Source organism: Variovorax sp. DAIF25 (genome assembly GCF_050711835.1).
In the GTDB taxonomy this organism is placed as follows: Bacteria; Pseudomonadota; Gammaproteobacteria; order Burkholderiales; family Burkholderiaceae_C; genus Variovorax.
Genome location: NZ_CP136636.1, coordinates 751,617 through 775,801, shown reverse-complemented (window position 1 = coordinate 775,801; position 24,185 = coordinate 751,617). Strand labels below are relative to the sequence as shown.

24 protein-coding genes are annotated in these 24,185 nt (G+C 72.0%); 13 read left to right on the top strand and 11 right to left on the bottom strand.

Features of this window, described 5'->3' with window-relative positions; all coding sequences use genetic code 11:
• Positions 1 to 7: 7 nt before the first annotated feature.
• Positions 8 to 1,714 (top strand): FAD-dependent oxidoreductase, encoded by a 1,707-nt coding sequence (locus tag R0232_RS03640; protein ID WP_431512856.1) that lies wholly within the window; start codon positions 8 to 10, stop codon positions 1,712 to 1,714.
• Between the two features lie 3 nt (positions 1,715 to 1,717).
• On the opposite strand, the gene R0232_RS03635 is transcribed toward R0232_RS03640, so the two are convergent.
• Complete coding sequence (locus R0232_RS03635; protein ID WP_431511260.1) at positions 1,718 to 3,184, bottom strand: MFS transporter; 1,467 nt, start codon at positions 3,182 to 3,184, stop codon at positions 1,718 to 1,720.
• Between the two features lie 230 nt (positions 3,185 to 3,414).
• Between R0232_RS03635 and R0232_RS03630 the strand changes: the two genes are divergently transcribed.
• Positions 3,415 to 3,942 carry a phosphatidylglycerophosphatase A family protein gene (locus tag R0232_RS03630; RefSeq protein ID WP_208511370.1) on the top strand — a complete coding sequence of 176 codons (528 nt, stop codon included), beginning with the start codon at positions 3,415 to 3,417 and terminating at the stop codon, positions 3,940 to 3,942.
• 11 nt (positions 3,943 to 3,953) lie between these two features.
• Positions 3,954 to 4,484, top strand: a complete 531-nt coding sequence (locus R0232_RS03625) for a CinA family protein (protein ID WP_431511259.1) — start codon at positions 3,954 to 3,956, stop codon at positions 4,482 to 4,484.
• On the opposite strand, the gene R0232_RS03620 is transcribed toward R0232_RS03625, so the two are convergent.
• A complete protein-coding gene (locus tag R0232_RS03620) occupies positions 4,485 to 5,669 on the bottom strand; it encodes an Acg family FMN-binding oxidoreductase (protein ID WP_431511258.1) in 1,185 nt (394 codons plus the stop codon).
• A 78-nt stretch (positions 5,670 to 5,747) separates the two neighbouring features.
• On the opposite strand from R0232_RS03620, the gene R0232_RS03615 reads away from it, so the two are divergent.
• Genes R0232_RS03615 through R0232_RS03605 form a run of 3 tightly spaced genes read left to right on the top strand, consistent with a single transcriptional unit; the run spans position 5,748 to position 7,526 of the window.
• Entirely contained in the window at positions 5,748 to 6,644 is an 897-nt protein-coding gene (locus tag R0232_RS03615; protein WP_431511257.1) for a LysR family transcriptional regulator, read from the top strand.
• A 40-nt stretch (positions 6,645 to 6,684) separates the two neighbouring features.
• Positions 6,685 to 7,182 (top strand): nuclear transport factor 2 family protein, encoded by a 498-nt coding sequence (locus R0232_RS03610; protein ID WP_296781707.1) that lies wholly within the window; start codon positions 6,685 to 6,687, stop codon positions 7,180 to 7,182.
• Between the two features lie 23 nt (positions 7,183 to 7,205).
• Positions 7,206 to 7,526: a GNAT family N-acetyltransferase gene (locus tag R0232_RS03605; RefSeq protein WP_057595774.1), complete on the top strand. Its 321-nt coding sequence runs from the start codon at positions 7,206 to 7,208 to the stop codon at positions 7,524 to 7,526.
• On the opposite strand, the gene R0232_RS03600 is transcribed toward R0232_RS03605, so the two are convergent.
• The gene (locus R0232_RS03600; protein ID WP_431512855.1) at positions 7,523 to 8,710 is read right to left on the bottom strand and encodes an MFS transporter; all 1,188 of its coding nucleotides are present in this window, start codon (positions 8,708 to 8,710) and stop codon (positions 7,523 to 7,525) included. The genes R0232_RS03605 and R0232_RS03600 overlap by 4 nt on opposite strands.
• A 58-nt stretch (positions 8,711 to 8,768) precedes the next feature.
• Positions 8,769 to 9,566 (bottom strand): UPF0149 family protein, encoded by a 798-nt coding sequence (locus R0232_RS03595; protein ID WP_431511256.1) that lies wholly within the window; start codon positions 9,564 to 9,566, stop codon positions 8,769 to 8,771.
• A 56-nt stretch (positions 9,567 to 9,622) separates the two neighbouring features.
• Here R0232_RS03595 and R0232_RS03590 point away from each other — a divergent pair, with 56 nt between their 5' ends.
• Both R0232_RS03590 and R0232_RS03585 read left to right on the top strand, forming a co-directional pair.
• The gene (locus R0232_RS03590) at positions 9,623 to 11,338 is read left to right on the top strand and encodes an FMN-binding glutamate synthase family protein (protein WP_093350675.1); all 1,716 of its coding nucleotides are present in this window, start codon (positions 9,623 to 9,625) and stop codon (positions 11,336 to 11,338) included.
• Entirely contained in the window at positions 11,335 to 12,234 is a 900-nt protein-coding gene (locus R0232_RS03585) for a hypothetical protein (protein ID WP_093350673.1), read from the top strand. The genes R0232_RS03590 and R0232_RS03585 overlap by 4 nt, the downstream gene beginning before the upstream one ends.
• 11 nt (positions 12,235 to 12,245) lie before the next feature.
• Here R0232_RS03585 and R0232_RS03580 read toward each other — a convergent pair whose 3' ends face one another.
• Positions 12,246 to 12,701: a PIN domain-containing protein gene (locus R0232_RS03580; RefSeq protein ID WP_093350670.1), complete on the bottom strand. Its 456-nt coding sequence runs from the start codon at positions 12,699 to 12,701 to the stop codon at positions 12,246 to 12,248.
• Positions 12,702 to 12,708: 7 nt separating this feature from the next.
• Positions 12,709 to 13,956 (bottom strand): THUMP domain-containing class I SAM-dependent RNA methyltransferase, encoded by a 1,248-nt coding sequence (locus tag R0232_RS03575; protein ID WP_431511255.1) that lies wholly within the window; start codon positions 13,954 to 13,956, stop codon positions 12,709 to 12,711.
• A gap of 80 nt (positions 13,957 to 14,036) precedes the next feature.
• Between R0232_RS03575 and R0232_RS03570 the strand changes: the two genes are divergently transcribed.
• From R0232_RS03570 to R0232_RS03550, 5 genes are all read left to right on the top strand, one after another.
• A complete protein-coding gene (locus R0232_RS03570) occupies positions 14,037 to 15,875 on the top strand; it encodes an ATP-binding response regulator (protein ID WP_431511254.1) in 1,839 nt (612 codons plus the stop codon).
• Positions 15,876 to 15,944: 69 nt separating this feature from the next.
• Entirely contained in the window at positions 15,945 to 16,556 is a 612-nt protein-coding gene (locus tag R0232_RS03565; RefSeq protein ID WP_431511253.1) for a cytochrome b, read from the top strand.
• On the top strand, positions 16,553 to 17,137 hold the full coding sequence (locus tag R0232_RS03560; protein ID WP_431511252.1) for a YceI family protein: 585 nt from the start codon (positions 16,553 to 16,555) through the stop codon (positions 17,135 to 17,137). Before R0232_RS03565 ends, R0232_RS03560 begins: the two co-directional genes overlap by 4 nt.
• Positions 17,138 to 17,169: 32 nt before the next feature.
• Positions 17,170 to 17,811: a YceI family protein gene (locus R0232_RS03555; protein ID WP_431511251.1), complete on the top strand. Its 642-nt coding sequence runs from the start codon at positions 17,170 to 17,172 to the stop codon at positions 17,809 to 17,811.
• A gap of 22 nt (positions 17,812 to 17,833) precedes the next feature.
• A complete protein-coding gene (locus tag R0232_RS03550; RefSeq protein WP_296797602.1) occupies positions 17,834 to 18,478 on the top strand; it encodes a LysE family translocator in 645 nt (214 codons plus the stop codon).
• Between the two features lie 9 nt (positions 18,479 to 18,487).
• Here R0232_RS03550 and R0232_RS03545 read toward each other — a convergent pair whose 3' ends face one another.
• The 5 genes from R0232_RS03545 to R0232_RS03525 form a co-directional block, all read right to left on the bottom strand.
• Positions 18,488 to 20,086 carry a phospholipase D family protein gene (locus R0232_RS03545; RefSeq protein ID WP_431511250.1) on the bottom strand — a complete coding sequence of 533 codons (1,599 nt, stop codon included), beginning with the start codon at positions 20,084 to 20,086 and terminating at the stop codon, positions 18,488 to 18,490.
• Between the two features lie 10 nt (positions 20,087 to 20,096).
• A complete protein-coding gene (locus R0232_RS03540) occupies positions 20,097 to 21,686 on the bottom strand; it encodes an RNA polymerase factor sigma-54 (RefSeq protein ID WP_208510992.1) in 1,590 nt (529 codons plus the stop codon).
• A gap of 30 nt (positions 21,687 to 21,716) precedes the next feature.
• Entirely contained in the window at positions 21,717 to 22,511 is a 795-nt protein-coding gene (gene lptB, locus R0232_RS03535; protein WP_057595581.1) for an LPS export ABC transporter ATP-binding protein, read from the bottom strand.
• Positions 22,508 to 23,230, bottom strand: coding sequence for a lipopolysaccharide transport periplasmic protein LptA (gene lptA, locus R0232_RS03530; protein WP_431511249.1), 723 nt, complete (start codon positions 23,228 to 23,230; stop codon positions 22,508 to 22,510). Before lptA ends, lptB begins: the two co-directional genes overlap by 4 nt.
• 214 nt (positions 23,231 to 23,444) lie before the next feature.
• Positions 23,445 to 24,092, bottom strand: a complete 648-nt coding sequence (locus tag R0232_RS03525) for a thiol:disulfide interchange protein DsbA/DsbL (RefSeq protein ID WP_093350631.1) — start codon at positions 24,090 to 24,092, stop codon at positions 23,445 to 23,447.
• Positions 24,093 to 24,185: the final 93 nt, after the last annotated feature.

Genomic DNA, 24,185 nt, shown 5'->3' with positions numbered 1-24,185 from the left:
CGTGCGCATGAAGAACGACCTCGATCTCCAGGCCGACGTGCTGATCGTCGGCGCCGGCCCGGTGGGCCTCTCGCTCGCGATGGACCTGGCCTCGCGCGGCGTCAGCACGATCGTCTGCGAGACGCGCGCCTTCGCCGAGCCGCCGAACGTGAAATGCAACCACGTGGCGTCGCGCACCATGGAGCAGTTCCGCCGCCTGGGCGTGGCGCAGAAGCTGCGCGACGCGGGCCTGCCGCCCGAGCATCCGAACGACGTGGTGTTCCGCACCAGCGTGACCGGCATCGAGCTCGCGCGCATCCCGATTCCCTGCCGGCGCGATCGCTACACCGAGACCGAGGGCCCCGATGCCTGGTGGCCCACGCCCGAGCCGCCGCACCGCATCAACCAGATCTACCTCGAGCCGATCCTGCTGCGCCACACGGCCGCGCTGCCGGGCGTGACCCTGCTCAACCGCACGCAGGTCGGCGGCTTCACGCAGGACGCCGAGGGCGTGACGGCGATCGCCACCGACCTCGACAGCGGCGTGACGCGCAGCCTGCGCGGGCGCTACATGGTGGGCTGCGACGGCGGCAGCTCGGCGGTGCGCAAGCAGATGGGCGCGAAGCTCGAGGGCACGGCGGTGATCCAGCGCGTGCAGTCGACCTGCATCCGCGCGCCCGGCCTGCGCGCGCTGATCCCGGGCAAGCCCGCGTGGTCGTACTACGCGATGAACCCGCGCCGCTGCGGCACCATGTTCGCCATCGACGGCCACGAGACCTGGCTGGTGCACAACCACCTCAACGCCGAGGAGCCCGAGTTCGATTCGGTGGACCGCGACCGCTCGCTGCGCGAGATCCTCGGCGTCGGACCCGATTTCGAGTACGAGATCCTCAGCAAGGAGGACTGGGTGGGCCGCCGCCTGGTGGCCGACCGCTTCCGCAACGGCCGCGTGTTCCTCGCGGGCGACGCCGCCCACCTGTGGGTGCCCTACGCGGGCTACGGCATGAACGCCGGCATCGCCGACGCGCTCAACCTCTCGTGGCTGCTCGCGGCCTGCGTGCAGGGCTGGGCCGACGAGGGCATCCTCGACGCCTACGAGGCCGAGCGGCTGCCGATCACCGAGCAGGTCTCGCAGTTCGCGATGGACCATGCACAGAAGATGATCCGCGCGCGCCGCGCGGTGCCTTCGAACATCGAGGCGCCGGGCCCCGAGGGCGATGCGCTGCGCGCCGACATCGGGCAGGAGGCCTACGAGCTCAACGTGCAGCAGTTCTGCTGCGCGGGCCTGAACTTCGGCTACTTCTACACCGGCTCGCCGATCATCGTGCCCGACGGCGAGCACGTGCCGCCGGTCTATTCGATGGGCGCCTTCACGGCCTCGACCGTGCCGGGCTGCCGCGCGCCGCACTTCTGGCTGGCCGACGGCCGCTCGCTGTACGACGCCTTCGGCCCGGGCTACACGCTGCTGCGCTTCGACCGCAGCGCCGACGTGCGCGCGCTGGAACGCGCGGCCGACACCTACCGCATGCCGCTCACGGTGCTCGACATCGATGCCGCCGTGGTGCCGCCGGCCTACGCGCACCGGCTGGTGCTGTGCCGCGCCGACCTGCACGTGGCCTGGCGCGGCGCCTACATCCCGGCCGACGTGTACGAACTGGTGGCGCGGCTGCGCGGCGAGCCGCAGCGCGAGCGCGCGACCAAGCGCGCGCTGCCGTGGGAAGGGGTGCTGGCCTAGCGTCTAGGCCTCGCGCGTGGCCGACACCACGCGCCGCGCCAGCAGCACCACCAGCGCCGGCGCGATCGCGAAGCTCGCGAACAGCCACACGGCCGCCGAGCGCGCACCCTCGACGCCGCCCGGCTGCGTGAGCCCGGCCGCGTTCGCCACCAGCCCGGCGACCGCGGCGCCGACCGCCATGCCGTAGAGCTGCACCGTGGTGATCGAGGCCGAGGCCAGGCCTTCCTCGCCGGCCGGCGCGCGCGACATCACGCGCGTCAGCAGGTGCGGCCAGCCGATGCCCACGCCGAGCCCCACGGCCGCCAGCGCGAGCGCGACGGCCAGCGTCTCGAGCCCGGCGGGCAGATGCCCCGGCGCGGGCAGCAGCACGGCCAGCGCCGCCAGGCCCAGCGTGCAGACCACGGGGCCGGCGCGCAGCATGCGGTCGGCACCCGCGCCGCTGCGTCCCGACGACAGCAGCGAGCCCACGCTCCAGCCGCCGGCCATCGCGGCCGTGAGGTAGCCGGCCGCGAGCGGCGTGTGGCCGTGCAGCAGCTGCAGGAAATAGGGCACGAAGATCTCGGTGGTGGTGCCGATCAGCAGCAGCGCCACGCTGGCGTAGATCGCGCCCAGCGGCGCGGCGATCGAATAGGCGCCCGTGGGCAGCAGCCGCACGGCCGAGGCGCGGTCGACGCGCGTGGCGGCGATGCCGAGCGCCAGCCCCAGCGCGACGCCCGCGGCCTGCACCGGCAGCGAGGCGCCGAACTCGCTGGCCGCGATCACCAGCACCGAGGCCAGCAGCAGCGCGATCTGCGGCAGCGCGATGCGCGGCGCGGTGGCGGGGCGCTCGTGGCGCACGCCGGCCGCGGGGCGCAGCTGCAGCGTCACCAGCAGCGCCTGCGCGGCGGCCACCGGCAGCAGGGTCCAGAAGGCCCAGCGCCAGTGGCCGCCCTGCGCGAACAGCCCGCCCACCGCCGGCCCGCACAGCGTGGCCACGCCCCACATGCCCGACACCAGCGCCACCGCGCGCGGCCACAGCCGCGGCGCGAACACCAGCTGGATCAGGCCGTAGCTCAGCGCCGCCAGCAGCCCGCCGCCCAGGCCCTGCACCGTGCGGCCGGCCAGCATCCACGGCATGGCCGGCGCGAGCGCGCAGCCGACGGAGCCGGCGCTGAACACCGCCAGCGCCGCGAGGCAGGCGCCGCGCGGGCCCAGCACCGCGAGCAGGCGCACCGACAGCGCCGCGCCGAGGATCGAGCCGAGCACGAACAGCGTGGTGCTCCAGGCGTACCAGTCGAGCCCGCCGATCTCGCGCACCACCGAGGGCAGCACGGTGGTGACGATGTGGACGTTGACCGCATGCAGCGCGACACCGCCGGTCAGCGCGAGCGCGCGCCAGCCGTTGCGGCCGCTGAAGAGTTCACCCCAGCCGGCAGTGGCCGGCGGGTCGGCGCGGGAGCGGTCGAGGACGGGAGAGGAGGAAGAGGCCATGGTGGAAGCGTCGGCCCGACGGCGCAGCGCCCGGGCCCGGATCTGAAGGTGCCCGGATACTAGGCCGCCACCCCGAATTAAACAAGCAATTGCTTTGATAAATAAAATCGAAGACGGCGGGCCGCGCGCCCCGCCGGCACCCGCTGCGGCAAGATGCGCGACACTCCCGGCTGATGCACGCCGCCGTTCCCGTCTCCGATCCCGCCCGTCCGATGCCCACTTCCGGCGCCATGCCCCCGCCCTCCATCCGCCGCCCGAGCGCGCGCTTCCTGTTCTCGCATCCGGCGCACTTCGTCGGGCTGGGCCTGGGTTCCGGCCTGTCGCGCTTCGCGCCCGGCACCGTGGGCACGCTGTGGGCCTGGGCCGCGTTCTCGGTGATGCAGCACTGGCTGTCGCCGGCCGCGATCGGCTGGATCATCGGGGTCTCGCTGCCGCTGGGCTGGTGGGCCTGCACGCTGACGGCGCGCGACATGAACCTGGCCGACCCCGGCGCGGTGGTGTGGGACGAGGTGGTCGCGTTCTGGATCGTGCTGTGGCTGGTGACGCCGGCCGGCCTGTGGGCGCAGATCGTCGCCTTCGCCCTGTTCCGCTTCTTCGATGCCGCCAAGCCGGGCCCCGTGGCCTGGGCCGACGGCCTGTTCAAGCAGCGCGATGCCGCGCAGGTACGCTGGTGGCACGCCGGCTTCGGCATCATGCTCGACGACCTGGTGGCGGCCTTCTGCTCGCTGCTGGTGATCGCGCTCTGGCGCGCCTGGTGAGACCCCGACCCATGGAATCCTCTTTCCCGCCCCCTTCATCGCAGGACCTCGACACGCCCGAGCTGGTGGAGGCCCTGGCCGGCCTGCTGCTGAAGAAGGGCTGGCTGCTGGCCACCGCCGAGAGCTGCACCGGCGGCCTGATCGGCGCCGCCTGCACCGAGCTCGCGGGCTCCAGCGCCTGGTTCGAGCGCGGCTTCGTGACCTACTCCAACGCGGCCAAGACCGAGCTGCTGGGCGTGGACGCCGCGCTGGTCGAGGCGCACGGTGCGGTCAGCGAGCCGGTGGCGCGCGCGATGGCGCAGGGCGCGATCGCGCATTCGGCGCCGGCGCGCGTCGCGGTGGCGGTCACCGGCATCGCCGGCCCCACCGGCGGCACGCCCGACAAGCCGGTCGGCACCGTGTGGTTCGGCTGGTCGGTCGACGGCCAGGTGCGCACCGAGCGGCGCCGCTTCGACGGCGACCGCGCCACGGTGCGCGCGGCCACGGTGCGGCATGCGCTGCACACGCTGGTGCAGCTGCTCGAAGCCCCGAGCGCGGCCTGATCAGGCCAGCGCGAACTCGCCCAGCGGCCGGCGCGGCGCGGGCGGCACCAGCGCCATCGGATAGCCGATCCGGCACAGCAGCTGCAGCGTGCGGCTGCGCGCGTCGCGCGGCGGCGGCAGGCCCAGCAGCATCTCGTGCGCCGCCGCGTGGTGCGCAGCCATTTCCGCGAACTCCTCGAGCGGCTGGCTCATCGGGTGCATGCCCAGCCCGAGGTCGGTGGCGCGCAGCTGCTGGCGCAGGTAGGCGCGGCCGGCGTTGAGCTGGTCGGTGCGGCTGTTGCCCGCGGTGCTGATCCAGGTGAAGCCCATGGCCGTGCTGGCCTGGTCGGCATACAGCGCCAGCGTGCGCTCGAAGGCCCGGCTGCCCTCGCGCGCCGGCACCTCGCGGTCGAAGCGGCCCAGCGCCACGGCCACGCGCAGCGCCGGATCGTTGAGCGAGAAGCCGTCGCGGTGCGCGAGGATCTCCTCGGGCCCCACGCGCAGCAGCCGCAGGTTCTCGCGCGCGGTGCTGGGCGTGGTGATCTCCACCCGCGCCGCGGCCAGGCAGAGCCGGCGCAGCGGCAGCACGCGCGCCATCTCGACCGTGCCGTCGGCGCGCAGCGAGCCGCCGTTGGGCACCGCCGCGGTCACGCCCTGCAGCAGCTCGGCCGAGACCGGGCGCGCGGTGTCGAAGCGCTGCTTGGGCGTGCGCCGGCGCAGCACCTGGGAGAACAGCGGATCGGGCGTGCCGCCGCCCGCGAGCCGAAGCCGCGCCACCGGCAGATGGCCCCACTGCCGCGGGTCGGCCGGCAGTTCGCCCTGCGGCCACAGCTGCACGCTGGCCGCCACGCCCTGCTGGGCCAGCGCCATCACCAGCAGCTCGAGGAAGGCGCCCTGGCCGATCACCACCTGGCGGCCGAAGGGGTCGGTCTCGGGCAGCAGGCGCTCGCGGTCGCAGTACAGGACGATCGCATCGGGCTCGCGCAGGTCGACGCGCCAGGGCTGGTGGTTGTAGGCCGAGGGCGCGGTCACCGCATAGGCGATCGCGCGCCGGCGCACGTCGGGCTCGTCGCCCGGACCGTTCCAGATCTCGAGGGCCGCGGCCGGCATGTCGTCGTGCAGCCACCAGGTGGCCAGTGCCGCGGCGCCCGCGGCCAACACCACACCGCCTCCCAGCAGCCGGACAAAGTTTCTTCGCTCGTCCATGCCGGGGATTATCGGAAGGCCCGATTCACTTCACAATTAGACAACCATTGACAACAGATATTCAAAACTGAATACCCCATGCGGCGCGGCACCGACCTCGATTTCGACTGGCGACTGATCCGCTCCTTCCTCGCGGCGCTCGACAGCGGCAGCCTGCTGGCCGCTTCGCGCCTGCTCAACGCGAGCCAGCCGACGCTGGGGCGGCACATCGCCGAGCTCGAGTCGCAGCTCGGCGTGGTGCTGTTCGAGCGCACCGGCCAGGGCCTGCTTCCCACCGCCATGGCCACGCAGCTGGCCGAATCGGCACGCGTCATGGAGAACGGCGCGCTGGCGCTGTCGCGCGGCGTGGCCGGCGCCAATGCCGCCACCTCGGGCACGGTGCGGCTGTCGGCCAGCCAGGCGACGGCGCGCCACCTGCTGCCGGCGATCCTGGCGCGCATGCGGCTGGAGCTGCCCGAGATCCAGATCGAGCTGGTGGCCAGCAACGAGGTCAGCAACCTGCTGCGGCGCGAGGCCGACATCGCGCTGCGCATGACCCGGCCCGAAACGGCGAGCCTGGTGGCGCGGCGCGTGGGCCGCTTCGCGCTCGGCGCCTTCGCGCAGCGCGACTACCTGCGCCGGCGCGGCACGCCGCGCCACTGGACCGACCTGCTGCGGCACGACCTGCTGGGCTACGACCGCGACGAGAGCATCCTGCGCAGCTCGGCCGAGCTCGGGGCGCCGCTGCAGCGCGAGGACTTCTGCTTCCGCACCGACGACGTCAGCGTCTACTGGGAGGCGCTGCGCCACGGCATGGGCATCGGCTTCGTGGCCGAATCGCTGGCGCGCAGCGACCCCGAGGTGGTGCGCGTGCTGCCCGCGCTCAAGCTGCCCGCGCTGCCGGTGTGGCTGGCAGTGCACCGCGAGGTCCGCACCGACCGGCGCATCCGCGCGGTCTATGATTTCCTGGTGCGCACCCTTCCGGCCGCGCTCTGACCCGCTCCACAACCACCGCGCTCCCGGCGCCCGAGGCCCCATGACAGCCACCACCAACGCGCAGACCATCGAGCGCTTCTACGGCGCGTTCGCCCAGCTCGACGCCGCCACCATGGAAGCCTGCTACGCACCCGACGCGGTGTTCGACGACGAGGCCTTCTCGCTGCGCGGGCGGCGCGAGGTCGGCGGCATGTGGCGCATGCTGTGCGAGGCCACGAAGGCCAAGGGCGCCGACGTCTGGCGCCTGAGCCATCGCGACGTGCGCGCCGACGAGCGCGGCGGCAGCGCCCACTGGGACGCCCACTATCGCTTCAGCGCCACCGGCCGCCTGGTCGACAACAGCATCGACGCGCGCTTCGGCTTCACGCCCGAGGGCCTGATCGCCACCCACCGCGACAGCTTCCCGTTCTGGACCTGGTCGCGCCAGGCGCTGGGCACGCCGGGGCTGCTGCTGGGCTGGTCGCCGATGCTGCGCAACAAGGTGCGCGCCACCGCCGCCGCCAATCTCGCCAGGTACCTCGCGAGCCGGCCCGCCTGAACACCACCCTTGCAAGGAACCCCATGAGCACCGACGACAACGCCCCGATCCTCTCGAACAACGAGGCCGAGCACCGCTACGAGGCCCGCATCGGCGGCGAACTCGCCGCGCTGGCCGAATACAACCTGCTGACCGACGCGATCATGTTCACCCACACCGAGGTGATGCCCGCGCACGAGGGCAAGGGCCTGGGCTCGAAGATCGCGAAGCACGTGCTCGACGAAGCCCGCGCGCGCGGCCTGCACGTGATCCCGGTGTGCCAGTTCATCGCGGGCTACATCCGCAAGCACCGCGAGTACGCCGACCTGGTGCGGCCGGACATCCAGCGCGCGTTCAAGATCTAGGAACGCGGCTTCGCGATCGGCGCCGGCAGCCAGGCGAAGGCCGCGATGCCCGCCAGCAGCAGCACGGCAATGGTCGCCAGCACGGCCGTGAGCGGATCGCCGCCGTGCGCCGCCGCCACCGAGGCGGCGACGCCCGTGCCCCACTGCATCAGCGCCACGCCCATGAACATCGCCATGGTGAAGACCGCCATCGCGCGGCCCGTGAGCGCCGCCGGGTAGGCGCCGCGCACGTCGGCGTACTGCCAGACGATGAAGCCCGAGAGCACGCCGATCAGCAGCATGCCCGCGATGTCGAGCCAGGCCGAGTGCACGAAGGCGATCAGCGCGAACAGGCCCGTGTAGGCCAGCGCCCAGAGCACGATGCGGCGGCGCCGTGCGGCGGGATCGGTGCTGTCGAGCCGGCCGAACAGCGGCGCGCCGACCAGCGAGATCACCGACACCGCGAGCGCGACGTTGCCGCTCTGCACCAGCGAGAAGCCGTGCCGCTCGATCATCAGCGGCCCGAGCCAGAGCCCGCGCAGCGAGATGAAGGCGGCGTAGGTCACGCCGCCCAGCACCACGATGCCCAGCGTGTGGCGCAGCATCAGCAGCGCGCCGAACTGGCGGATCGCCTCGGGCACCGACTCGCGCCGCGCCGGCACGGCCGCGGCGGGCTCGCGCACCCAGTGCCAGATCGCGAGCCAGGCCAGCGCGGCCGCCAGCGCCAGCAGCACGAAGCCGGCGCGCCAGGAATGCGCCTGCACCAGCCAGGCCAGCGGCGTGCCCGTGACCAGCATGCCCAGGCCGCCGATCGCCAGCACCAGGCCCGAGACGGTGGCGAAGCGCTCGGCCGGGAAGTGGCGCGCGATGAAGACGGTGCAGACCAGGAAGGCCGGCGCGCAGCCCACGCCGATCAGCGCCTGGGCCAGCACCAGCACCAGGTAGTTCGAGGACAGGGCCGACAGCAGCGCGCCCGCGATCGCGACCGGGAAGGCCACCAGCACGGTGCGCCGCACGCCGTGCAGGTCGATGCCGATGCCCATGAACAGCTGCATCGCGCCGAAGGCGAAATGGAAGGCGCCCGAGAAGATGCCCAGCGCCTGCGGCGACAGGCCGAACTCGGCCTGCAGCGGGCTGGCCATGATGGCGCCGACGGTGCGGAAGGCCTGGCTCAGCGCCACGCCCGCGCACAGCGCGAGCACCATGGCCCAGGCCGCGCGCGCGCTCAGCGCCGCGGCCGGTGGTGAAGCGGTACTGGCGCCCTCAGCCGGCACCGTGGCACTTCTTGTACTTCTTGCCGCTGCCGCAGGGGCAGGGGTCGTTGCGGCCCGGCGTGGCCTCCTTGCGGAGGGTCTCGACCTTGGGGCCCAGGCTCTTCCAGAGCTGGCGCAGGTCGTACACGGCCCAGATGGCGGCGCCGAAGTCGTCCAGCCGCTGCTGGCTCACGCTGGGCGGGCCGTTCTCGTCGTACATCGAGAGCACCGGCTTGGCCTTGTCGTCCTCGGTCAGCACGACGATGTTCTCGAGCGCGTCGTCGAGCATCTGGGCCGCCTCCTTGTCGCGCGGCGGGGTCCAGTCCTCGGGCCAGTTCTCGACCGCGTACATGAAGCCCAGCGCCCAGACCTGGGCGAACGAGGGCAGCGCCTCGCCCTCCATCTCGGCGCGCTCCTCGGGCGGCAGCGCGGCGACGGCGCCGCGGGTGTCGAGCACCTCGGGCTGCCAGCTGCGCTCGTCCTCGAGCGTCTCGACGTCGGCATCGAGGCCGACCTCGATCTCGCGCCAGCGGCGCTTCCAGTGCAAGACGAATTCCATCTGCTGGGCCGGCACGAAGCCGTCACCCAGTAGCACAGGCCAATACTCCGCGGGCTCGATGACGCGGCGGGTACAAACCAGCGCTGCCAGGAAGCCCTCGCAGAACTCCCATTGGGGAATTTCCTCGTCGTGCTCGCGCATCGCGTCGAGCGCCCGGTCGAGGGCGTCGAAGTCGTCGGGACCGAGGGGTTGCAGGTCGGGGGTGGGGGCCGGATTGGTGCCGGCGGAGTCGGGTGGGGTGGTCGTCATGGCAAGTTCGAAGCAGCCCTCTATGATGCAGCAGGCTCCGGCAGCCCCTCACAACCATGCCCACGATCACTCCGTTTCCGGTCCGCTACACCGCCTTCGCCCTGTGCGTGGCCGGTTTCGCGGCCAGCCTGGCCTTCGTCCTGGCCTCCCCCCATCTCTGGTTCGCCTGGCTCGCGCTGGTGGTGTTCGCGGTGCTCGCGGGCACCGGCGTGCACGACCTGCGGCAGACCCGGCACGCGATCCTGCGCAACTACCCGGTGATCGGGCACCTGCGTTTCCTGCTGGAATTCATCCGGCCCGAGATCCGCCAATACTTCATCGAGAGCGACGCCGAGGCCGCGCCCTTCTCGCGCGCCCAGCGCTCGCTGGTCTACCAGCGCGCCAAGGGCGAGCCCGACAACCGGCCCTTCGGCACCCAGCTCAACGTGACCATCGCGGGCTACGAGTGGATCAACCACTCGATGCAGCCGACGAAACTCGCCAACCACGACTTCCGCATCGTGATCGGCGGCACGCCGCAGCCAGCCGATGCCAATCCGGCCCAGGTCTGCACCCAGCCGTACAGCGCCAGCGTGTTCAACATTTCCGCCATGAGCTTCGGCGCGCTCTCGGCCAACGCCATCCTCGCGCTCAACCAGGGCGCCAAGAGCGGCGGCTTCGCGCACGACACCGGCGAGGGCTCGATCTCGCAGCACCACCGGGTGCATGGCGGCGACCTGATCTGGGAGATCGGCTCGGGCTACTTCGGCTGCCGCAACGAGGACGGCACCTTCAGCGAGGAACGCTTCATCGCCAACGCGCGCGACCCGCAGGTGAAGATGATCGAGATCAAGCTGAGCCAGGGCGCCAAGCCCGGCCACGGCGGCGTGCTGCCGGCGCCCAAGGTCACGCCCGAGATCGCGGCCGCGCGCGGCGTGCCGATCGGCGTGGACTGCATCTCGCCCTCCTCGCACAGCGCCTTCTCCACGCCGACCGAGATGATGCATTTCGTGGCCCGGCTGCGCGAGCTCTCGGGCGGCAAGCCCACCGGCTTCAAGTTCTGCCTCGGCCATCCCTGGGAATGGTTCGGCATCGTCAAGGCGATGCAGGCCACCGGCATCACGCCCGACTTCATCGTGGTCGACGGCGCCGAGGGCGGCACCGGCGCGGCGCCGGTCGAGTTCAGCGACCACGTGGGCGCGCCGCTGCAGGAAGGCCTGCTGCTGGTGCACAACACGCTGCTGGGCGTGAACCTGCGCCACCGCATCAAGCTGGGCTGCGCCGGCAAGGTCATCACCGCCTTCGACCTGGCGCGCATGATGGCGCTGGGCGCCGACTGGTGCAACGCGGGGCGCGGCTTCATGATGGCGCTGGGCTGCATCCAGGCGCAGAGCTGCCACACCGGCCACTGCCCGACCGGCGTGACCACGCAGGACCCGGTGCGCCAGCAGGCGCTGGTGGTGCCGACCAAGGCCGAGCGCGTGCGCAACTTCCACCGCAGCACGCTGCATGCGCTGCAGGAGCTGGTGCAGGCCGCCGGCCTCGACCATCCGCAGCAGATCACCGCCCACCACATCGTGCGCCGCATCTCCGACACCGAGGTGCGCCTGCTGAGCAACCTGGTGATGCAGGTGCAGCCGGGCGCGCTGCTGGGCCCGCTCGACGAGCAGCACAACGTGTTCCGCACCTACTGGCCGCTGGCCAGTGCCGACAGTTTCCAACCCCTGACACAGGGAATGCAGGGCATGCAGAGCGCTCCCGCCGCATCCCAGGGGCTCGCGCTGGCCGCATGAATCCGCTGCGACGTGGCGGCGCCGGCGCGCGCCTTTCGATGCGCAAGGGCGTGGCCTCGGGCCCGGCCCCGCTGGATGCGATCCCCTCCCCGCCCGCGCCGGGCGACTACGCGGCCTTCCTGCGCACCACCCTGCCGCGCCAGGCCAAGAACGTGGCCAGCCACCGCTTCGGCGACGAGCGCGTGTGGCTCAAGAAGGCCGGCCCGCGCCACGGCAAGTGGGGCTACCGGGTGATGGCCGCGGTGGCGCGCATGGCGCGGCTGGACATCATCAAGCCGGTGCCCAACCCCGGCGGCGAGGCCGCCATCGCGACCGAGGCGCGCCGGCTGCGCCAGCTGGCCGCGGCCGGCCTGCGCGTGCCCCGGGTGCTGGCCGAGCAGGCCGACGGCCTGCTGATCTCCGACCTGGGCGCCAGCGGCCGCGGCACCGTGGTGCTGCAGGAACGGCTCGACCAGGCCGCCACCGCCGGCCCGGCCGCGCTGCTCGCGGTCTGGCGCGAAGGGCTGGCGGCGATCGCCACCGTGCATGCGCACGGCCAGCACCTGAGCCAGGCCTTCGACCGCAACCTGGTGCAGTGCCCCGACGGCGTGATCGGCTACATCGATTTCGAGGACGACCCCTCGGAGGTGATGACGCTGGCCGAATGCCAGGCGCGCGACTGGCTCAGCTACCTGCATTCCACGGCCATGATGCTCGAGGCCGCCGCGCCCGACGCCGCCGGCCAGCACTGGCATGCGGCGCTGGCCGACGTGAACGCCGACGTGCGCGAGCGCATCGCGAACGCGGCGCGGCGCATGAAGTGGGCGCAGAAGCTGCCCGCGAGCCGGCGCTGGGGCCGCGACACGCAGCGCGTGCGCGCCGTGGCACGGCTGCTCGGGCGCTGGCACGGCGCCTGAGCGCCAGCCGGCTACGGCAGCGGCTCGAAGGCGGCCTGCACCGCCACCCCGAGCGTGCCCAGCCGCTTGCGCATCGAGAGCACCGCCTTGTCCTTGCTGAGCAGCCGCGCGCGGTGCGCCACCGCGAGGTCGACGAACATCTGGTCGTCGGGGTCGCTGCAGACGTAGGGCGCGCGCTTCGGCACGCCCTCCACCAGCCGCGCGCGCGCATCGAAATCGGCCAGCACGGCCGGCAGCTCGAGCGCGCGCTGCGCCATGCGGCGCGCGATCAGCGGATAGCGCAACACGCGCGCGAGCTCGCCGCGCATGGGCTCGGTGGCGACCCAGCGCAGTTCGCCGGCCGCGAGCACGGCGGCCAGCGGGGCCCAGGCCGGGTCCTCGAACACCAGCAGGTCGAGCGCGATGTTGGTGTCGATGACGATCGACGGCGGCGCGGGCAGCGCCGGGCTGTCTGCGGACACGCGCATGAAGCCGCTAGCCCCGCGCCGAACCCGCGACCATGTCGAAGCGGAACAGCCGGCACTCGATCGGGCCGTTCCACATCGGCACGCGGCGCGATTCCTTCAGCCGCATGCGCTTGGGCAGCTTGAGGTCGGGCGTGAGCACCCAGGCGGTCCAGCCCGGGTAGTTCTTCTTCCAGTGGCTCGCGAGCTGCGGGAAGAACTCGCCGCCGTCGCCCTCCGCCTCGCCCTCGGCGGGTGCCGCCACCTGCGCGGTCTCGCGCGCGCCGCTGCGCGCCACGCCGCCGATGCCGATGCGCTCGCCGTAGGGCGGGTTCAGCACGATCAGGCCGGCCTCGGCGGGCGGCATGCGCTGCAGCGCGTCGCCGCCGCGGAACTCGACCGCCTGGTCCACGCCCGCGCGCTCGGCGTTGCGCTGCGCGAAATCGACCATGCGGTGCGAGACGTCGGAACCGAAGATGCGCGGCGCGGCGCCCGCTTCGGCCGCCGGCGGCTCGGAGGCGGCGCGCACCGCGGCCCACACGTGGGGCTGGAACGGCAGCAGCTTCTCGAAGCCGAAGCGGCGCAACCAGCCGGCCGGGATGCCGAGCGCGATCTGGGCCGCCTCGATGGCGATGGTGCCGCTGCCGCAGCAGGGGTCGTACAGCGGCTTGTCGGCGACCTCGCCGGTCTCGGGGTTCCACCAGCCGCTGGCGGCCAGCATGGCGGCGGCCAGGGTTTCCTTCAGCGGCGCGTCGCCCTTGTCCTGGCGCCAGCCGCGCTTGAACAGCGGCTCGCCCGAGGTGTCGATGTAGAGAGTGCAGGTGTCGGTGGTCAGGTGCGCGAACACGCGGCAGTCGGGCCACTGGGTCTCGATGCTCGGGCGCACGCCGCCGGCGCGGGCGCGGAAGCGGTCGGCGATCGCGTCCTTGATGCGCAGGGTGGCGAAGTTCAGGCTCTGCAGCGGGCTGTGCTGGGCCGTGGTCTCGATCTTGAAGGTCTGCTTGGGCGTGAACCAGATCTCCCAGGCCACGCCGCTGGCCAGCCCGTAGAGGTCGTTCTCGTTGCGGTACAGGCCCTGGGCCAGCTCGACCAGCACGCGCTGCGCGAGGCGGCAGTGCAGGTTGAGCTGCAGCACCTCGCGCCAGTCGGCGCGCACCCGCACGCCGCCGCGCAGCATCAGCAGGTCGTCGCCGGCACGGCCGGTGAGCGCATGCACCTCCTGCGCGAGAAACTCCTCGACGCCGGCGGCGCAAGGCAGGAAAAGGGAGAGATCATTCACGGAAGTTCGCTTGGTCGACGGCCGGCTACGGGATTGCCATTGTCGCTGTGTCGCCCTGCTTGCCTATAGTGGTCCGGTCCATGAAGCCCCTGCACGACTCCGCGGCGCCCGCCGCCCGCCCCGCCAGCGCCGGCGGAAACCCCGAAGCGCCAGGGGCCGCGCGGGACGACGGCTTCGCCATCCAGTGCGAGGTGCTGCGCATCTCGGTGCAGCCGATCGGCCCGATCCTGGCGGTGCAGTACCTGCTGAACTGCGGCATCGCGGCGCTGTTCGCCTGGCAGTTCTCGCTGCCGCTGTCGCTGGCCTGGCTGGGCCTGATCACGCTGGTGACGGTGATGCGCGCCTTCGTGCCGCAGCGCCTGCCCGAGCCCTTCACGCCCGACAGCCTGCGCCGGGCCCAGCGCGTGCACGTGCTGCGCACCGGCATCTGGGAGCTGGCGCACGGCGCGGCCGGCGTGCTGCTGTTCGACCCCTCGCGCATCGAGCTGCAGCTGCTGCTCGGCGTGATCGTGATGGGTATGACGCTGTCGGCCGCCTTCTCGGTCTCGTTCTACACGCCGGCCACGCAGCTCGCGATCACGCTGCTGCTGGCGCCGATCATCGTGATGGGCATCTGGCTCGGGCCGCCGATGATGATCGCGGTCGCCGTCATCGGCGCCGGCCTCACCGCCATGATGTGGAAGCTGGTGGCCGAGCGCTCGCGCCAGCTCGAGGAGAACATCGGCCTGCGCCTCAACGAGCGCACCCTGCGCGAGCAGGCGCTGGCCGGCCTGCGCGCCTCCGAGCAGGCCCAGGCCGAGCGGCTGCGCTTCTTCTCGGCCGCCAATCACGACCTGCGCCAGCCCGTGATGGCCATCGGCCTGCAGGCCGAGGTGCTGCGCCAGCAGCTGCGCGAAGGCGCCGACACGATGGCGGTGCAGCACACGGTGGGCTCGCTGGCACGCGCCCAGCAGGCGTTGGAAGGACTCACCAACCAGTTGCTGGAGATCGGCCGCATCGAGGCCGCGGCCGACCCGCTGCGCCCGGCCGCGGTCGCGCTGGCGCCGCTGCTGCACGAACTGGCGCGCCAGGCCGGCGAGCGCCGCGTGCTGGTGCGCTGCCCGAGCGACGCGGTGGCCTGGAGCGACGCGGTCTCGCTGCGCCGCGTGCTCGCCAACCTGGTCGACAACGCCGTCAAGTTCACGCCCGCGGGCCGGGTGCTGCTGGCGGTGCGCGCGCGCCGGCGCGAGGCTGAGGGCGAAGGCGGAGCCGCCTGGCGCGTCGAGGTGCGCGACAGCGGCATCGGCATCGCGCCCGAGGCGCACGAGCGCGTGTTCGGCGACTTCGAGCAGATCGGCAACGTCGAGCGCAACCTGCAGCGCGGCCATGGCCTGGGGCTGGCGATCGTGCGGCGGCTCGCGACCCAGCTCGGCATCGAGGTGGTGCTGCGCTCGGCGCCCGGCCGCGGCTCGGTGTTCGCCTTCGAACTCGCGGCCGCGCCCGCCGACGCCGCGCCGCTGGCGCCGGCCGCCCTCAAGCCGCCGCCCGAGGCCGCGCCCGCGCTGCGCCCCGGCCTCGCGGTGCTGGTGGTCGAGGACAACGCCGTGGTCGCCGACAGCCTGCAGTCGCTGCTGCGCCAGTGGGGCGCGCAGCCGCGCGTCTACGGCAGCGCCGCCGAGGCGCTGGCGCTGGCCGACCTGCAGGCGCTCGACCTCGCGCTGTGCGACATCCGGCTGCCGGGCGCGCTCGACGGCATCGCGCTGGCCACCCGGCTGCAGCAGCTCAAGCCCGCGCTGGCCATCTCGCTGGTGTCGGCCGACATCGACGAGGCCACGCAGCGGCTGGCCAACGAGCGCGGCTGGCATGCGCTGCGCAAGCCGGTGCAGCCGGCCGAGCTGCATGCGCTGCTGCGGCGCGCGCAGCAGGCGCCGCCGCGATAGGCGCGGCGCCACCGGGCGCGGCGTTCCGAGCTATGCTGCGCGCCATCCCCGATGCCGGCCCGCCCGCCGATGCCCAGCGCCCCCTCCGCCCCGACCCTCGCCGAACTGAAGGCGGCCCGCTACACGCCGGTCGCGATCGGGCTGCACTGGCTGCTGGCGCTGCTGATCCTCGGCGCGCTCGGGCTGGGCCTGTACATGACCGGGCTGCCGTTCTCGCCGCAGCGCGTGCGCTTCTACAGCTGGCACAAGTGGACCGGCATCGCGATCCTGCTGCTGTCCGCCGTGCGCCTGCTGTGGCGGCTCGGCCATCCGCCGCCCGGCGTGCCCGACTTCGTGCTGGCCGCCATGCCGCGCTGGCAGCGCACGGGCCGCACGATCAGCCATCGCCTGATGTACCTGCTGTTCTTCGCCGTGCCGCTGCTGGGCTGGGCCCAGAGTTCGGCGCTCGGCGTGCCGGTGGTGTGGTTCGGCGTGCTGCCGCTGCCCGATTTCGTGCCCGTGGACCGCGCGCTCGCCGAGCAGTGGCTGCAGCCGCTGCACCGGGCCGGCGCCTACCTGCTGGCCGCCGTCTCGGTGCTGCATGTCGCGGCCGTCGTCAAGCACCAGTGGATCGCGCGCGACGGCCTGCTGCGGCGCATGTGGCCCGGGCCGTCGTCGACTTCCAGGAAACCCAACGCATGACTTCGCTTCTTCACCGCTGGCACGGCGCGCTGGCGCTCGCCACGCTCCTCCTTCCGGCGGCCCATGCCGAGCCACCGCCCGCGCGGCTGGTGCCCGAGAAAAGCCAGATCGTGTTCGTGAGCAAGCAGATGGGCGTGCCGGTCGAGGGTTCGTTCAAGAAGTTCGACGCGCGCATCGCCTTCGACCCGAAGAAGCCCGAGGGCGGCAGCGTGGCGCTGCAGATCGACACCGCGAGCGCGGCCTTCGGCATCCCGATGACCGATGCCGAGCTGCCCAAGGCGCCATGGTTCGATGCCGCGCATTTCCCGCAGGCCGGCTTCCAGACCACGTCCATCAAGGCGCTCGGCGACGGCCGCTTCGAGATGGCCGGCAAGCTCACGCTCAAGGGCATCGCCAGGCCGCTGACCGTGCCCGTGACGATCGCGCCGGCCGCTAACGGCCAGTCGGTGGCCAGCGGCAGCTTCGTGCTGCAGCGCATCGACTACAAGGTCGGCGACGGCGAATGGACCGACACCTCGGTGATCGCCAACGACGTGCAGGTGCGCTTCAAGCTCGTCGTCGACGGCCTCGGCGCGCCCTGACCCCACACACTCCCCCGCACGCAGCACCCGCCATGAAGAACAAGACACTGCTTTCCGCCGCCCTGCTGGGCTTCGCGCTCGCCGCGTCCGGCCTCGTCGCCGCGCAGGAATACACCGCCCCGGCCGTCGCGGCCAAGCCCGCGGGCGGCCCGGTCAAGGGCGCCAGCTACGTGGTCGACCCGACCCACACCTTCGTCATGTACGAGATGGGCCACTACGGCACCACCACCAACCGCGGCCGCTTCAGCACCAAGGACGGCTCGGTGCAGATCGATGCCGCCGGCACCAGCGGCAAGGTCGACATCACGATGGACATCAGCTCGATCAACACCGGCGTCGACCTGCTGAACCGGCACGTGCAGAGCAAGGACTTCTTCAACGTCGCCGAATTCCCCACCGGCCGCTTCGTCGCCGAGCGCATCGCCTTCAGCGGCGACAAGGTGGCCGAGGTGCCCGGCACGCTCACGCTGATGGGCCAGACCAGGCCCGTCACCCTCAAGGCCGTGCGCTTCAACTGCTACCTGAGCCCGCTGATCAACCGCCAGGTCTGCGGCGGCGACTTCGAGACCACCGTCGAGCGCAGCGACTGGGGCATCACCTGGGGGCTGAACTTCGGCTTCGAGAACAAGGTGAAGCTGCTGGTGCAGGTCGAGGCGGTGAACGTGCAGCAATGAATTTCGAAAGAGAGCCCCTCCGATGATCGACACCACCCTTTCCCTGCTCGGCATCGCCGGCGCCATGGCCGTGGGCGCGATGAGCCCGGGCCCGAGCTTCGTGATGGTGGCGCGCACGGCCGTGGCCTCGCGCGCCGACGGCCTCGCGGCCGCGCTCGGCATGGGCGCGGGCGGGCTGGTGTTCGCGATCGCGGCGCTCGCGGGGCTGCAGGCCGCGTTCCTCGCGGTGCCGGCGCTCTACCTCGCGATCAAGGGCTTCGGCGGCGCCTACCTGGTCTACCTGGGCATCCGCATCTGGCGCGGCGCGCGGCAGCCGCTCGCGATGGCGCCGGAGGCGGGCACGCCCGCCGCATCGGGCGGCCGCGGCAAGCGCACCTTCCTGCTCGGGCTGGCCACGCAGGTCAGCAACCCGAAGACGGCCGTGGTCTACGCGAGCATCTTCGCGGCCTTCCTGCCGCGCGAGGTGCCGCTGGTGCTGGCGCTCGCGGTGCCGGCCGTGATCTTCTGCATCGAGACCGGCTGGTACGCCATCGTCGCGCTCGCGCTGTCGTCGGCGGCGCCGCGTTCGGCCTACCTGCGCTACAAGACCTGGATCGACCGCGCGGCCGGCGGCGTGATGGGGCTGCTGGGGCTGCGGCTGGTGTGGTCGGCGGTGCGCGGGACCTGAGGCCGATTCCTAGAGCAGGCTCTCCGGCGTCAGCGGCGCCAGCAGTTCGAGCATGGTGCGATCCCAGAAGCCCGAGTCGGGCTCCTCGCTCAGCACCGTGGTCTTGCCGGCCTCCTCGCTGATCCACTCCAGGCGCGAGTCGCTGCCTTCGGCGAAGCGCAGCCTGTAGGCGCCCTGCTGCTTGAGCACCTCGAGCAGCTTCAGCGCCTGCTGCGCCATCTCGGGGCTGCGGATGAACAGGCCGATCTCGGTGTTGTGGACCTCGGATCGCGGGTCGAAATTCATCGAGCCGACGAACAGGATGCGCTGGTCGATCACCGCCGACTTGGCATGCAGCCGGCCGACCGAGGTGCCGAACAGGCCCAGCCGCACGCTGCGGCGGGTGCGGTTGGTGCTGAGTTCGTAGAGCTCGGCGCCCAGGCGCAGCATCTCGGGCCGGTAGCGGCGGTAGGCGGTGTGCACCAGCGGCTCGTCGGTGGCGGCGAGCGAGTTGGTCACCACGCTGATCTTCACCTGGCGCCGGCGGATCTCGTTCATCACCTCGAGCCCCGCGGCGCCCGGGATCAGGTAGGGCGAGACGATGGTGACCTCGCTGCGCGCGCGGCGCATCTGCTCGACCACGTTGTAGCGCACGCTGTCGACGTCGAGCAGCGGCACGCCGCCGTACGAGGCGGTCTTGCCGATCACGCGGTCGGGCGAATCGGCGTAGGCCTCGGCCGTGGTCCAGATCAGGCCGAGCCGGCCGGCGTCGAGGTCCTCGGCGATCGGGCCGTAGCCCAGCAGGTCGTTGGGCGCGGGCTTCGGCGGCGGCGGCGTGGTGTCGGGGCCGGTGGCGGCCTCGAAGCGGCGCTGCAGTTCGTCGTTCGGCAGCGTGCTCGCCACCACCGACTCGACGGGCCGCACGTAGGGGCTGTTCCAGTACTGGTCGAACAGGCTGCCCAGGCGCGGGATCAGCGCGCCCGTCACGAAGGTGTCGAGGTCGATGAAGTTCTCGCCCGCGGTGCGCCGGAAGTACTGGTTGCCGATGTTGCGCCCGCCCGCCACGGCCATCGCGCCGTCGGCGATGAACAGCTTGTTGTGCATGCGCCGGTTGACGCGGCTGAAGTCGAACAGCGAGGCGGTGAAGCGCGCGAGCAGGCTGCCGCGGCCGGCCGGGAAGGGGTTGAACAGGCGCAGCTCGACATTGGGCGTGGCCGCGAAGCCGCGCAGCAGCTCGTCCTCGCCCGCGGTGTAGAGGTCGTCCATCAGCACGCGCACCCGCACGCCGCGCTGCGCGGCATCGCGCAGGGTGCGCAGCAGGTAGCGGCCGGTCTCGTCGTTCTCGATCTGGTAGTACTGGACGTCGAGCGTGCGCTGGGCGCGGCGCGCGAGCTGGATGCGGGTGTCGAAGGCGAAGTCGCCGCCGGGCATGAGGCGAAAGCCGCTGAGGTCGGGGTCGGGCTGTGCGGCCAGCGCGATGCGCCCGAGCGCAGTGTCCTTCGACACGGCGATGGCCTTGGTGGGCGTGCGCGGGGCCTCGTCGGGCAGCGAGGCGCAACCGGCGGCCAACAGCGCGGCCGCGATGGCGAACACCCAGGGCCCACAGCGCGACAGCAGGCGTCGGGCCATCGGCGGCTTTCTACAGGGCCTTGCGCAGGTTGGCGGGCGCGATGCGCAGCGCCTCGCGGTACTTGGCGACGGTGCGGCGCGCGCACTCGATGCCCTGCTCCTTGAGCATCTCGGAGATCTGGCTGTCCGACAGCGGCTTCTTCACGCTCTCCGAACCGACGAACTGCTTGATCAGCGCGCGCACCGCGGTGCTCGAGGCATTGCCGCCGGTCTCGGTGCCCAGCGCCGAGCCGAAGAAGTACTTGAGCTCGACCGTGCCGAAGGGCGTGGACATGTACTTCGCGGTGGTCACGCGCGAGATGGTGGATTCGTGCAGCCCGAGCTCGTCGGCGATCTCGCGCAGCACCAGCGGGCGCATCGCGAGCTCGCCGTGCACGAAGTAGCTCTTCTGCCGCTCGACGATGGCGTTGCTCACGCGCAGGATGGTGTCGAAGCGCTGCTGGATGTTCTTGATGAACCAGCGCGCCTCCTGCAGCCGCTGCGACAGCGCCTGGCTGCCCTCGCCCTTGTGCGACTTGAGCGCGCCGGCATAGATGTCGTGCACGCGCAGCCGCGGCATCACCTCGGGGTTGAGCATGACGCGGAACTTCACGTTGGTGCCGCGGCCGGTCTTGGTGACGATCACGTCGGGAATGACGATGTTGCGCTCGACATCGACGAAGCGGCGGCCCGGCTTGGGTTCGAGCCGCGCGATGACCTGCAGCGCCGAGCGCACCAGTTCCTCGTTGGTACGCGTGAGCGTGGCGAGGCGCTTGAAGTCGCGCCGCGCGAGCAGCTCCATCGGCTGCTTGCAGATGGCGAGCGCGGTCTTGCGCACCAGCTCCTCGTCCTCGGTTTCGTCTTCGTCGGCCAGCGCGCGCAGCTGGATCGCGAGGCATTCGCCGAGGTCGCGCGCGCCCACGCCCGCGGGCTCCAGGCTCTGCAGCAAGCCCAGCGCGACCTGGAAGTGGTGCACCAGTTCGTCGAACTGGTCGTTGTCGTCGCCCGCGAGGCCCGAGGCCAGCGCCGGCAGCGAATCCTCGAGGTAGCCGTCGTCGTTGAGCGACTCGATCAAAAAGCGCAGCGCGGCGCTGTCGTTCTCGTTGAGCCGCAGGCTCAGCGCCTGGCGGTGCAGGAAGGACTGCAGCGATTCCTGGCTGCGCGCGAGCTCGGTGGCATCGGCGCGCTCGTCGTCGCCGGTGCTGCTGTTGTTGCGCGCGGGCGCGTCGCTGCCCCATTCGCTGTCGTCGGGCGCCATGTCGACGGTGCCGTCGCCTTCCCAGTCGGGCTCGCGCTCGGGCGAGTCGAGGGCCGGCTCGGCCTCGGACGACGAGGCGGTCTCGGTGGACGTGGTCGAGGTCGAAGGCGCGGCGCTCGCGTAGTCGCTCTCGGCTTCGCGCTCGGTGTCCTCGCGCGGCGCGGGCGTGTCGGCGGCGTCGAGGCCGAACTCCTCGCGCGCGGCTTCCTCGGCGGTGCGCTCGAGGAAGGGGTTCTCGTCGAGCATCTGCTCGACCTCCTGGCTCAGTTCGAGCGTGGAGAGCTGCAGCAGCCGGATCGACTGCTGCAGCTGAGGCGTCAGCGCGAGATGCTGCGAAACGCGCAGCGACAAGCCTTGTTTCATGCCCTCAGGAAATGACTTGCACGAGGGTCATCACATGCGGAAGTGCTCGCCCAGGTAGACCCGGCGCACTTCGGCGTTGTCGACGATCTCCGAGGGCGTGCCCTGTGCCAGCACATGGCCGTCGCTGATGATGAAGGCGTGGTCGCAGATGCCCAGCGTCTCGCGCACGTTGTGGTCGGTGATCAGCACGCCGATGCCGCGTTCCTTCAGGAAGCTGATGATGCGCTGGATCTCGATCACCGCGATCGGGTCGATGCCGGCGAAGGGCTCGTCGAGCAGGATGAAGCGCGGCTGGGTGGCCAGCGCGCGCGCGATCTCGACGCGGCGGCGTTCGCCGCCCGACAGCGCGAGCGCGGGCGAATCGCGCAGGTGGTCGACGCGCAGGTCGGCCAGCAGCTCCGACAGGCGCTCTTCCATGCGCTGCTTCGACAGCGCCTGCGGCCGGCCGTTGGCATCGGGCTCGCGCTGCAGCTCGAGCACCGCGCGCACGTTCTCCTCGACCGTGAGCTTGCGGAAGATCGAGGCTTCCTGCGGCAGGTAGCTCAGGCCCATGCGCGCGCGGCGGTGGATCGGCATGTGGGCGATCGGCTCGCCGTCGATGGAGATCTCGCCCGCGTCGGCGCGCACCAGCCCGACGATCATGTAGAACGAGGTGGTCTTGCCGGCGCCGTTGGGGCCGAGCAGTCCGACCACTTCGCCCTTCTGCACGTCGAGCGAGACGTCCTTGACCACCTTGCGGCTGCCATAGCTCTTCTGCAGGCCGCGCGCGACGAGGCGGCTGCCCGGCACGCCGTTGGCTTCCTGGGTTCCGGCGGCTTCGATCACTTGCGTTCTTCCCCTTCGCCGCTCAGCGTGGTGGTGGAGCGCAGTCCGGCGCCCGGTGCCGGCGTGGGCGCCGGGGCCGCGGGACGGCGCGTGGCCGGGGCCGAGGCGCCGGGCGCACCCGGTGCGGCGGGCGCGGCCGACTTCGGCGTGAGGATGGCCTTGACGCGGCCACCGCCGCCCGGCGCCGACACGCCGGCGTTGGGCGGCACGGTCGAGCCGTTGACGGTGTAGGTGTCGTTGCTCTGGTCGTAGACGATCAGCGCGCCGCTGCTCTCGTCGTTGGGCGTGGCGCCGACCAGGCGGCGCATGACGGCGCGGCGGATGAACTTGACGTTGTCGGCGCGGCTGTCGTACTCGATGACCTCGGACTCGCCCTCGATCCACTCGTCGCCGTTGCCGTTGCGCTTCTGCTTGTAATAGGCGAGCTTGCCGGGCGCCGCGGTGACCACGCCGTACTGGTAGCCCTCGGGGTCCTGGCGCACGTCGATGCGCGCGCCGCGGATGATGATGGTGCCCTTGGTGACCACCACGTTGCCGGTGAAGACGCTGGTCTGCTTGAGATCGTCGTAGCGCATCGAATCGGATTCGATGTTCATCGGCTTGGTCCGGTCGGCCGTTTCGGCCAGGGCGGCGGCGGCGGAGCCGGCCAGCAGCAGCGCGGCCAGCACGAGGCGACCGGTGCGGCGAAGGGAGGAGGTGGGGTGAGAGTGCGATGTCATAGAGGCACGAAACTTGCTCTGCATTGTATGCGGCCCATCGCGCCAGACCCATGCGCGCGGATGAAAAAGCCCCGGGGCGGCGAACCCGGGCACGGCACCCCGCGGGATCGCCCCGCGTTCTGCCGACCGGCCGGATGACGGCCCGGCCGCCCCGGAACCCTCGATGGGATTCCGGCCTCCCGGCGGCGGAGCGGCCAGGGCCGCGAGACCGGTCTCAACCCTTGCGGGCTTCGCCGATCAGGTAGTTGGTCACGGCCAGCGCCTTGTTCATGTTGCCGGCGAGCTCGCCGTCCACGTACCAGCGGCCGGCCACGGCCAGCGCGGGCACGCCGGCCACCTTGTAGGCCTCGGTCAGCTGCGAGGCGCGCTTGGCCTTGCTCGCCACGCCGAAGGAGGTGAACAGCTCCTTGAACTTCGCGCCGTCCAGGCCGTTCTTCTCGGCCCAGGCCACGATGTTGGCGTCGCCGTTCACGTTCTGGCGCTGGGCGTGGATCGCGTTGAAGACCTTGGGCTGGTACTCGTCGACCTTGCCCAGCGCCTCGAGCGCGTAGTACAGGCGCTGCTTGGCTTCGACGTCGTTGCCCACGAAGGGCACCGGCACGCGGCGCAGCACCACGTCCTTGGGCTGGCCCTTGGCCCAGGCCTCGAGCGCGGGCTCGAAGTCGTTGCAGTGCGGGCAGTTGTACGAGAAGAACTCGATCACCTCGATCTTGCCGGCCGGTGCGTCGACCGGCACGCGCTTGTCGAGCACGAGGTATTCGGTGCCGGCCTTCGGCGCGCGGGCCTGGGCTTGCGCGGGCAGATGGGCCATCAGGCCGAGCGAGCCAGCGGCGACGGCCAGCGAGAAATCACGACGTTTCATGGGAAAGAGCTCTCCAGTTGGTAGACGGCAGACTGAGCCGGGCCGATGAAGCGGAGTTCCCGCGCGCGGTGCTCGGGGCTCCGGGAAACCGGG

What these genes read in the sequence shown, in the direction of transcription:
- R0232_RS03585 (WP_093350673.1), top strand. Translation starts at nt 11,335, where the DNA reads ATGAATCCGCTGCGACGTGGCGGCGCCGGCGCGCGCCTTTCGATGCGC.
- R0232_RS03590 (WP_093350675.1), top strand. Translation starts at nt 9,623, where the DNA reads ATGCCCACGATCACTCCGTTTCCGGTCCGCTACACCGCCTTCGCCCTG.
- R0232_RS03630 (WP_208511370.1), top strand. Translation starts at nt 3,415, where the DNA reads ATGCCCCCGCCCTCCATCCGCCGCCCGAGCGCGCGCTTCCTGTTCTCG.
- R0232_RS03635 (WP_431511260.1), bottom strand. Translation starts at nt 3,184, where the DNA reads ATGGCCTCTTCCTCCTCTCCCGTCCTCGACCGCTCCCGCGCCGACCCG.
- R0232_RS03570 (WP_431511254.1), top strand. Translation starts at nt 14,037, where the DNA reads ATGAAGCCCCTGCACGACTCCGCGGCGCCCGCCGCCCGCCCCGCCAGC.
- R0232_RS03580 (WP_093350670.1), bottom strand. Translation starts at nt 12,701, where the DNA reads ATGCGCGTGTCCGCAGACAGCCCGGCGCTGCCCGCGCCGCCGTCGATC.
- R0232_RS03625 (WP_431511259.1), top strand. Translation starts at nt 3,954, where the DNA reads ATGGAATCCTCTTTCCCGCCCCCTTCATCGCAGGACCTCGACACGCCC.
- R0232_RS03560 (WP_431511252.1), top strand. Translation starts at nt 16,553, where the DNA reads ATGACTTCGCTTCTTCACCGCTGGCACGGCGCGCTGGCGCTCGCCACG.
- R0232_RS03555 (WP_431511251.1), top strand. Translation starts at nt 17,170, where the DNA reads ATGAAGAACAAGACACTGCTTTCCGCCGCCCTGCTGGGCTTCGCGCTC.
- R0232_RS03640 (WP_431512856.1), top strand. Translation starts at nt 8, where the DNA reads ATGAAGAACGACCTCGATCTCCAGGCCGACGTGCTGATCGTCGGCGCC.
- lptA (WP_431511249.1), bottom strand. Translation starts at nt 23,230, where the DNA reads ATGACATCGCACTCTCACCCCACCTCCTCCCTTCGCCGCACCGGTCGC.
- R0232_RS03550 (WP_296797602.1), top strand. Translation starts at nt 17,834, where the DNA reads ATGATCGACACCACCCTTTCCCTGCTCGGCATCGCCGGCGCCATGGCC.
- R0232_RS03615 (WP_431511257.1), top strand. Translation starts at nt 5,748, where the DNA reads ATGCGGCGCGGCACCGACCTCGATTTCGACTGGCGACTGATCCGCTCC.
- R0232_RS03605 (WP_057595774.1), top strand. Translation starts at nt 7,206, where the DNA reads ATGAGCACCGACGACAACGCCCCGATCCTCTCGAACAACGAGGCCGAG.
- R0232_RS03610 (WP_296781707.1), top strand. Translation starts at nt 6,685, where the DNA reads ATGACAGCCACCACCAACGCGCAGACCATCGAGCGCTTCTACGGCGCG.
- R0232_RS03620 (WP_431511258.1), bottom strand. Translation starts at nt 5,669, where the DNA reads ATGGACGAGCGAAGAAACTTTGTCCGGCTGCTGGGAGGCGGTGTGGTG.
- R0232_RS03595 (WP_431511256.1), bottom strand. Translation starts at nt 9,566, where the DNA reads ATGACGACCACCCCACCCGACTCCGCCGGCACCAATCCGGCCCCCACC.
- R0232_RS03525 (WP_093350631.1), bottom strand. Translation starts at nt 24,092, where the DNA reads ATGAAACGTCGTGATTTCTCGCTGGCCGTCGCCGCTGGCTCGCTCGGC.
- R0232_RS03600 (WP_431512855.1), bottom strand. Translation starts at nt 8,710, where the DNA reads ATGGTGCTCGCGCTGTGCGCGGGCGTGGCGCTGAGCCAGGCCTTCCGC.
- R0232_RS03540 (WP_208510992.1), bottom strand. Translation starts at nt 21,686, where the DNA reads ATGAAACAAGGCTTGTCGCTGCGCGTTTCGCAGCATCTCGCGCTGACG.
- R0232_RS03565 (WP_431511253.1), top strand. Translation starts at nt 15,945, where the DNA reads ATGCCCAGCGCCCCCTCCGCCCCGACCCTCGCCGAACTGAAGGCGGCC.
- R0232_RS03545 (WP_431511250.1), bottom strand. Translation starts at nt 20,086, where the DNA reads ATGGCCCGACGCCTGCTGTCGCGCTGTGGGCCCTGGGTGTTCGCCATC.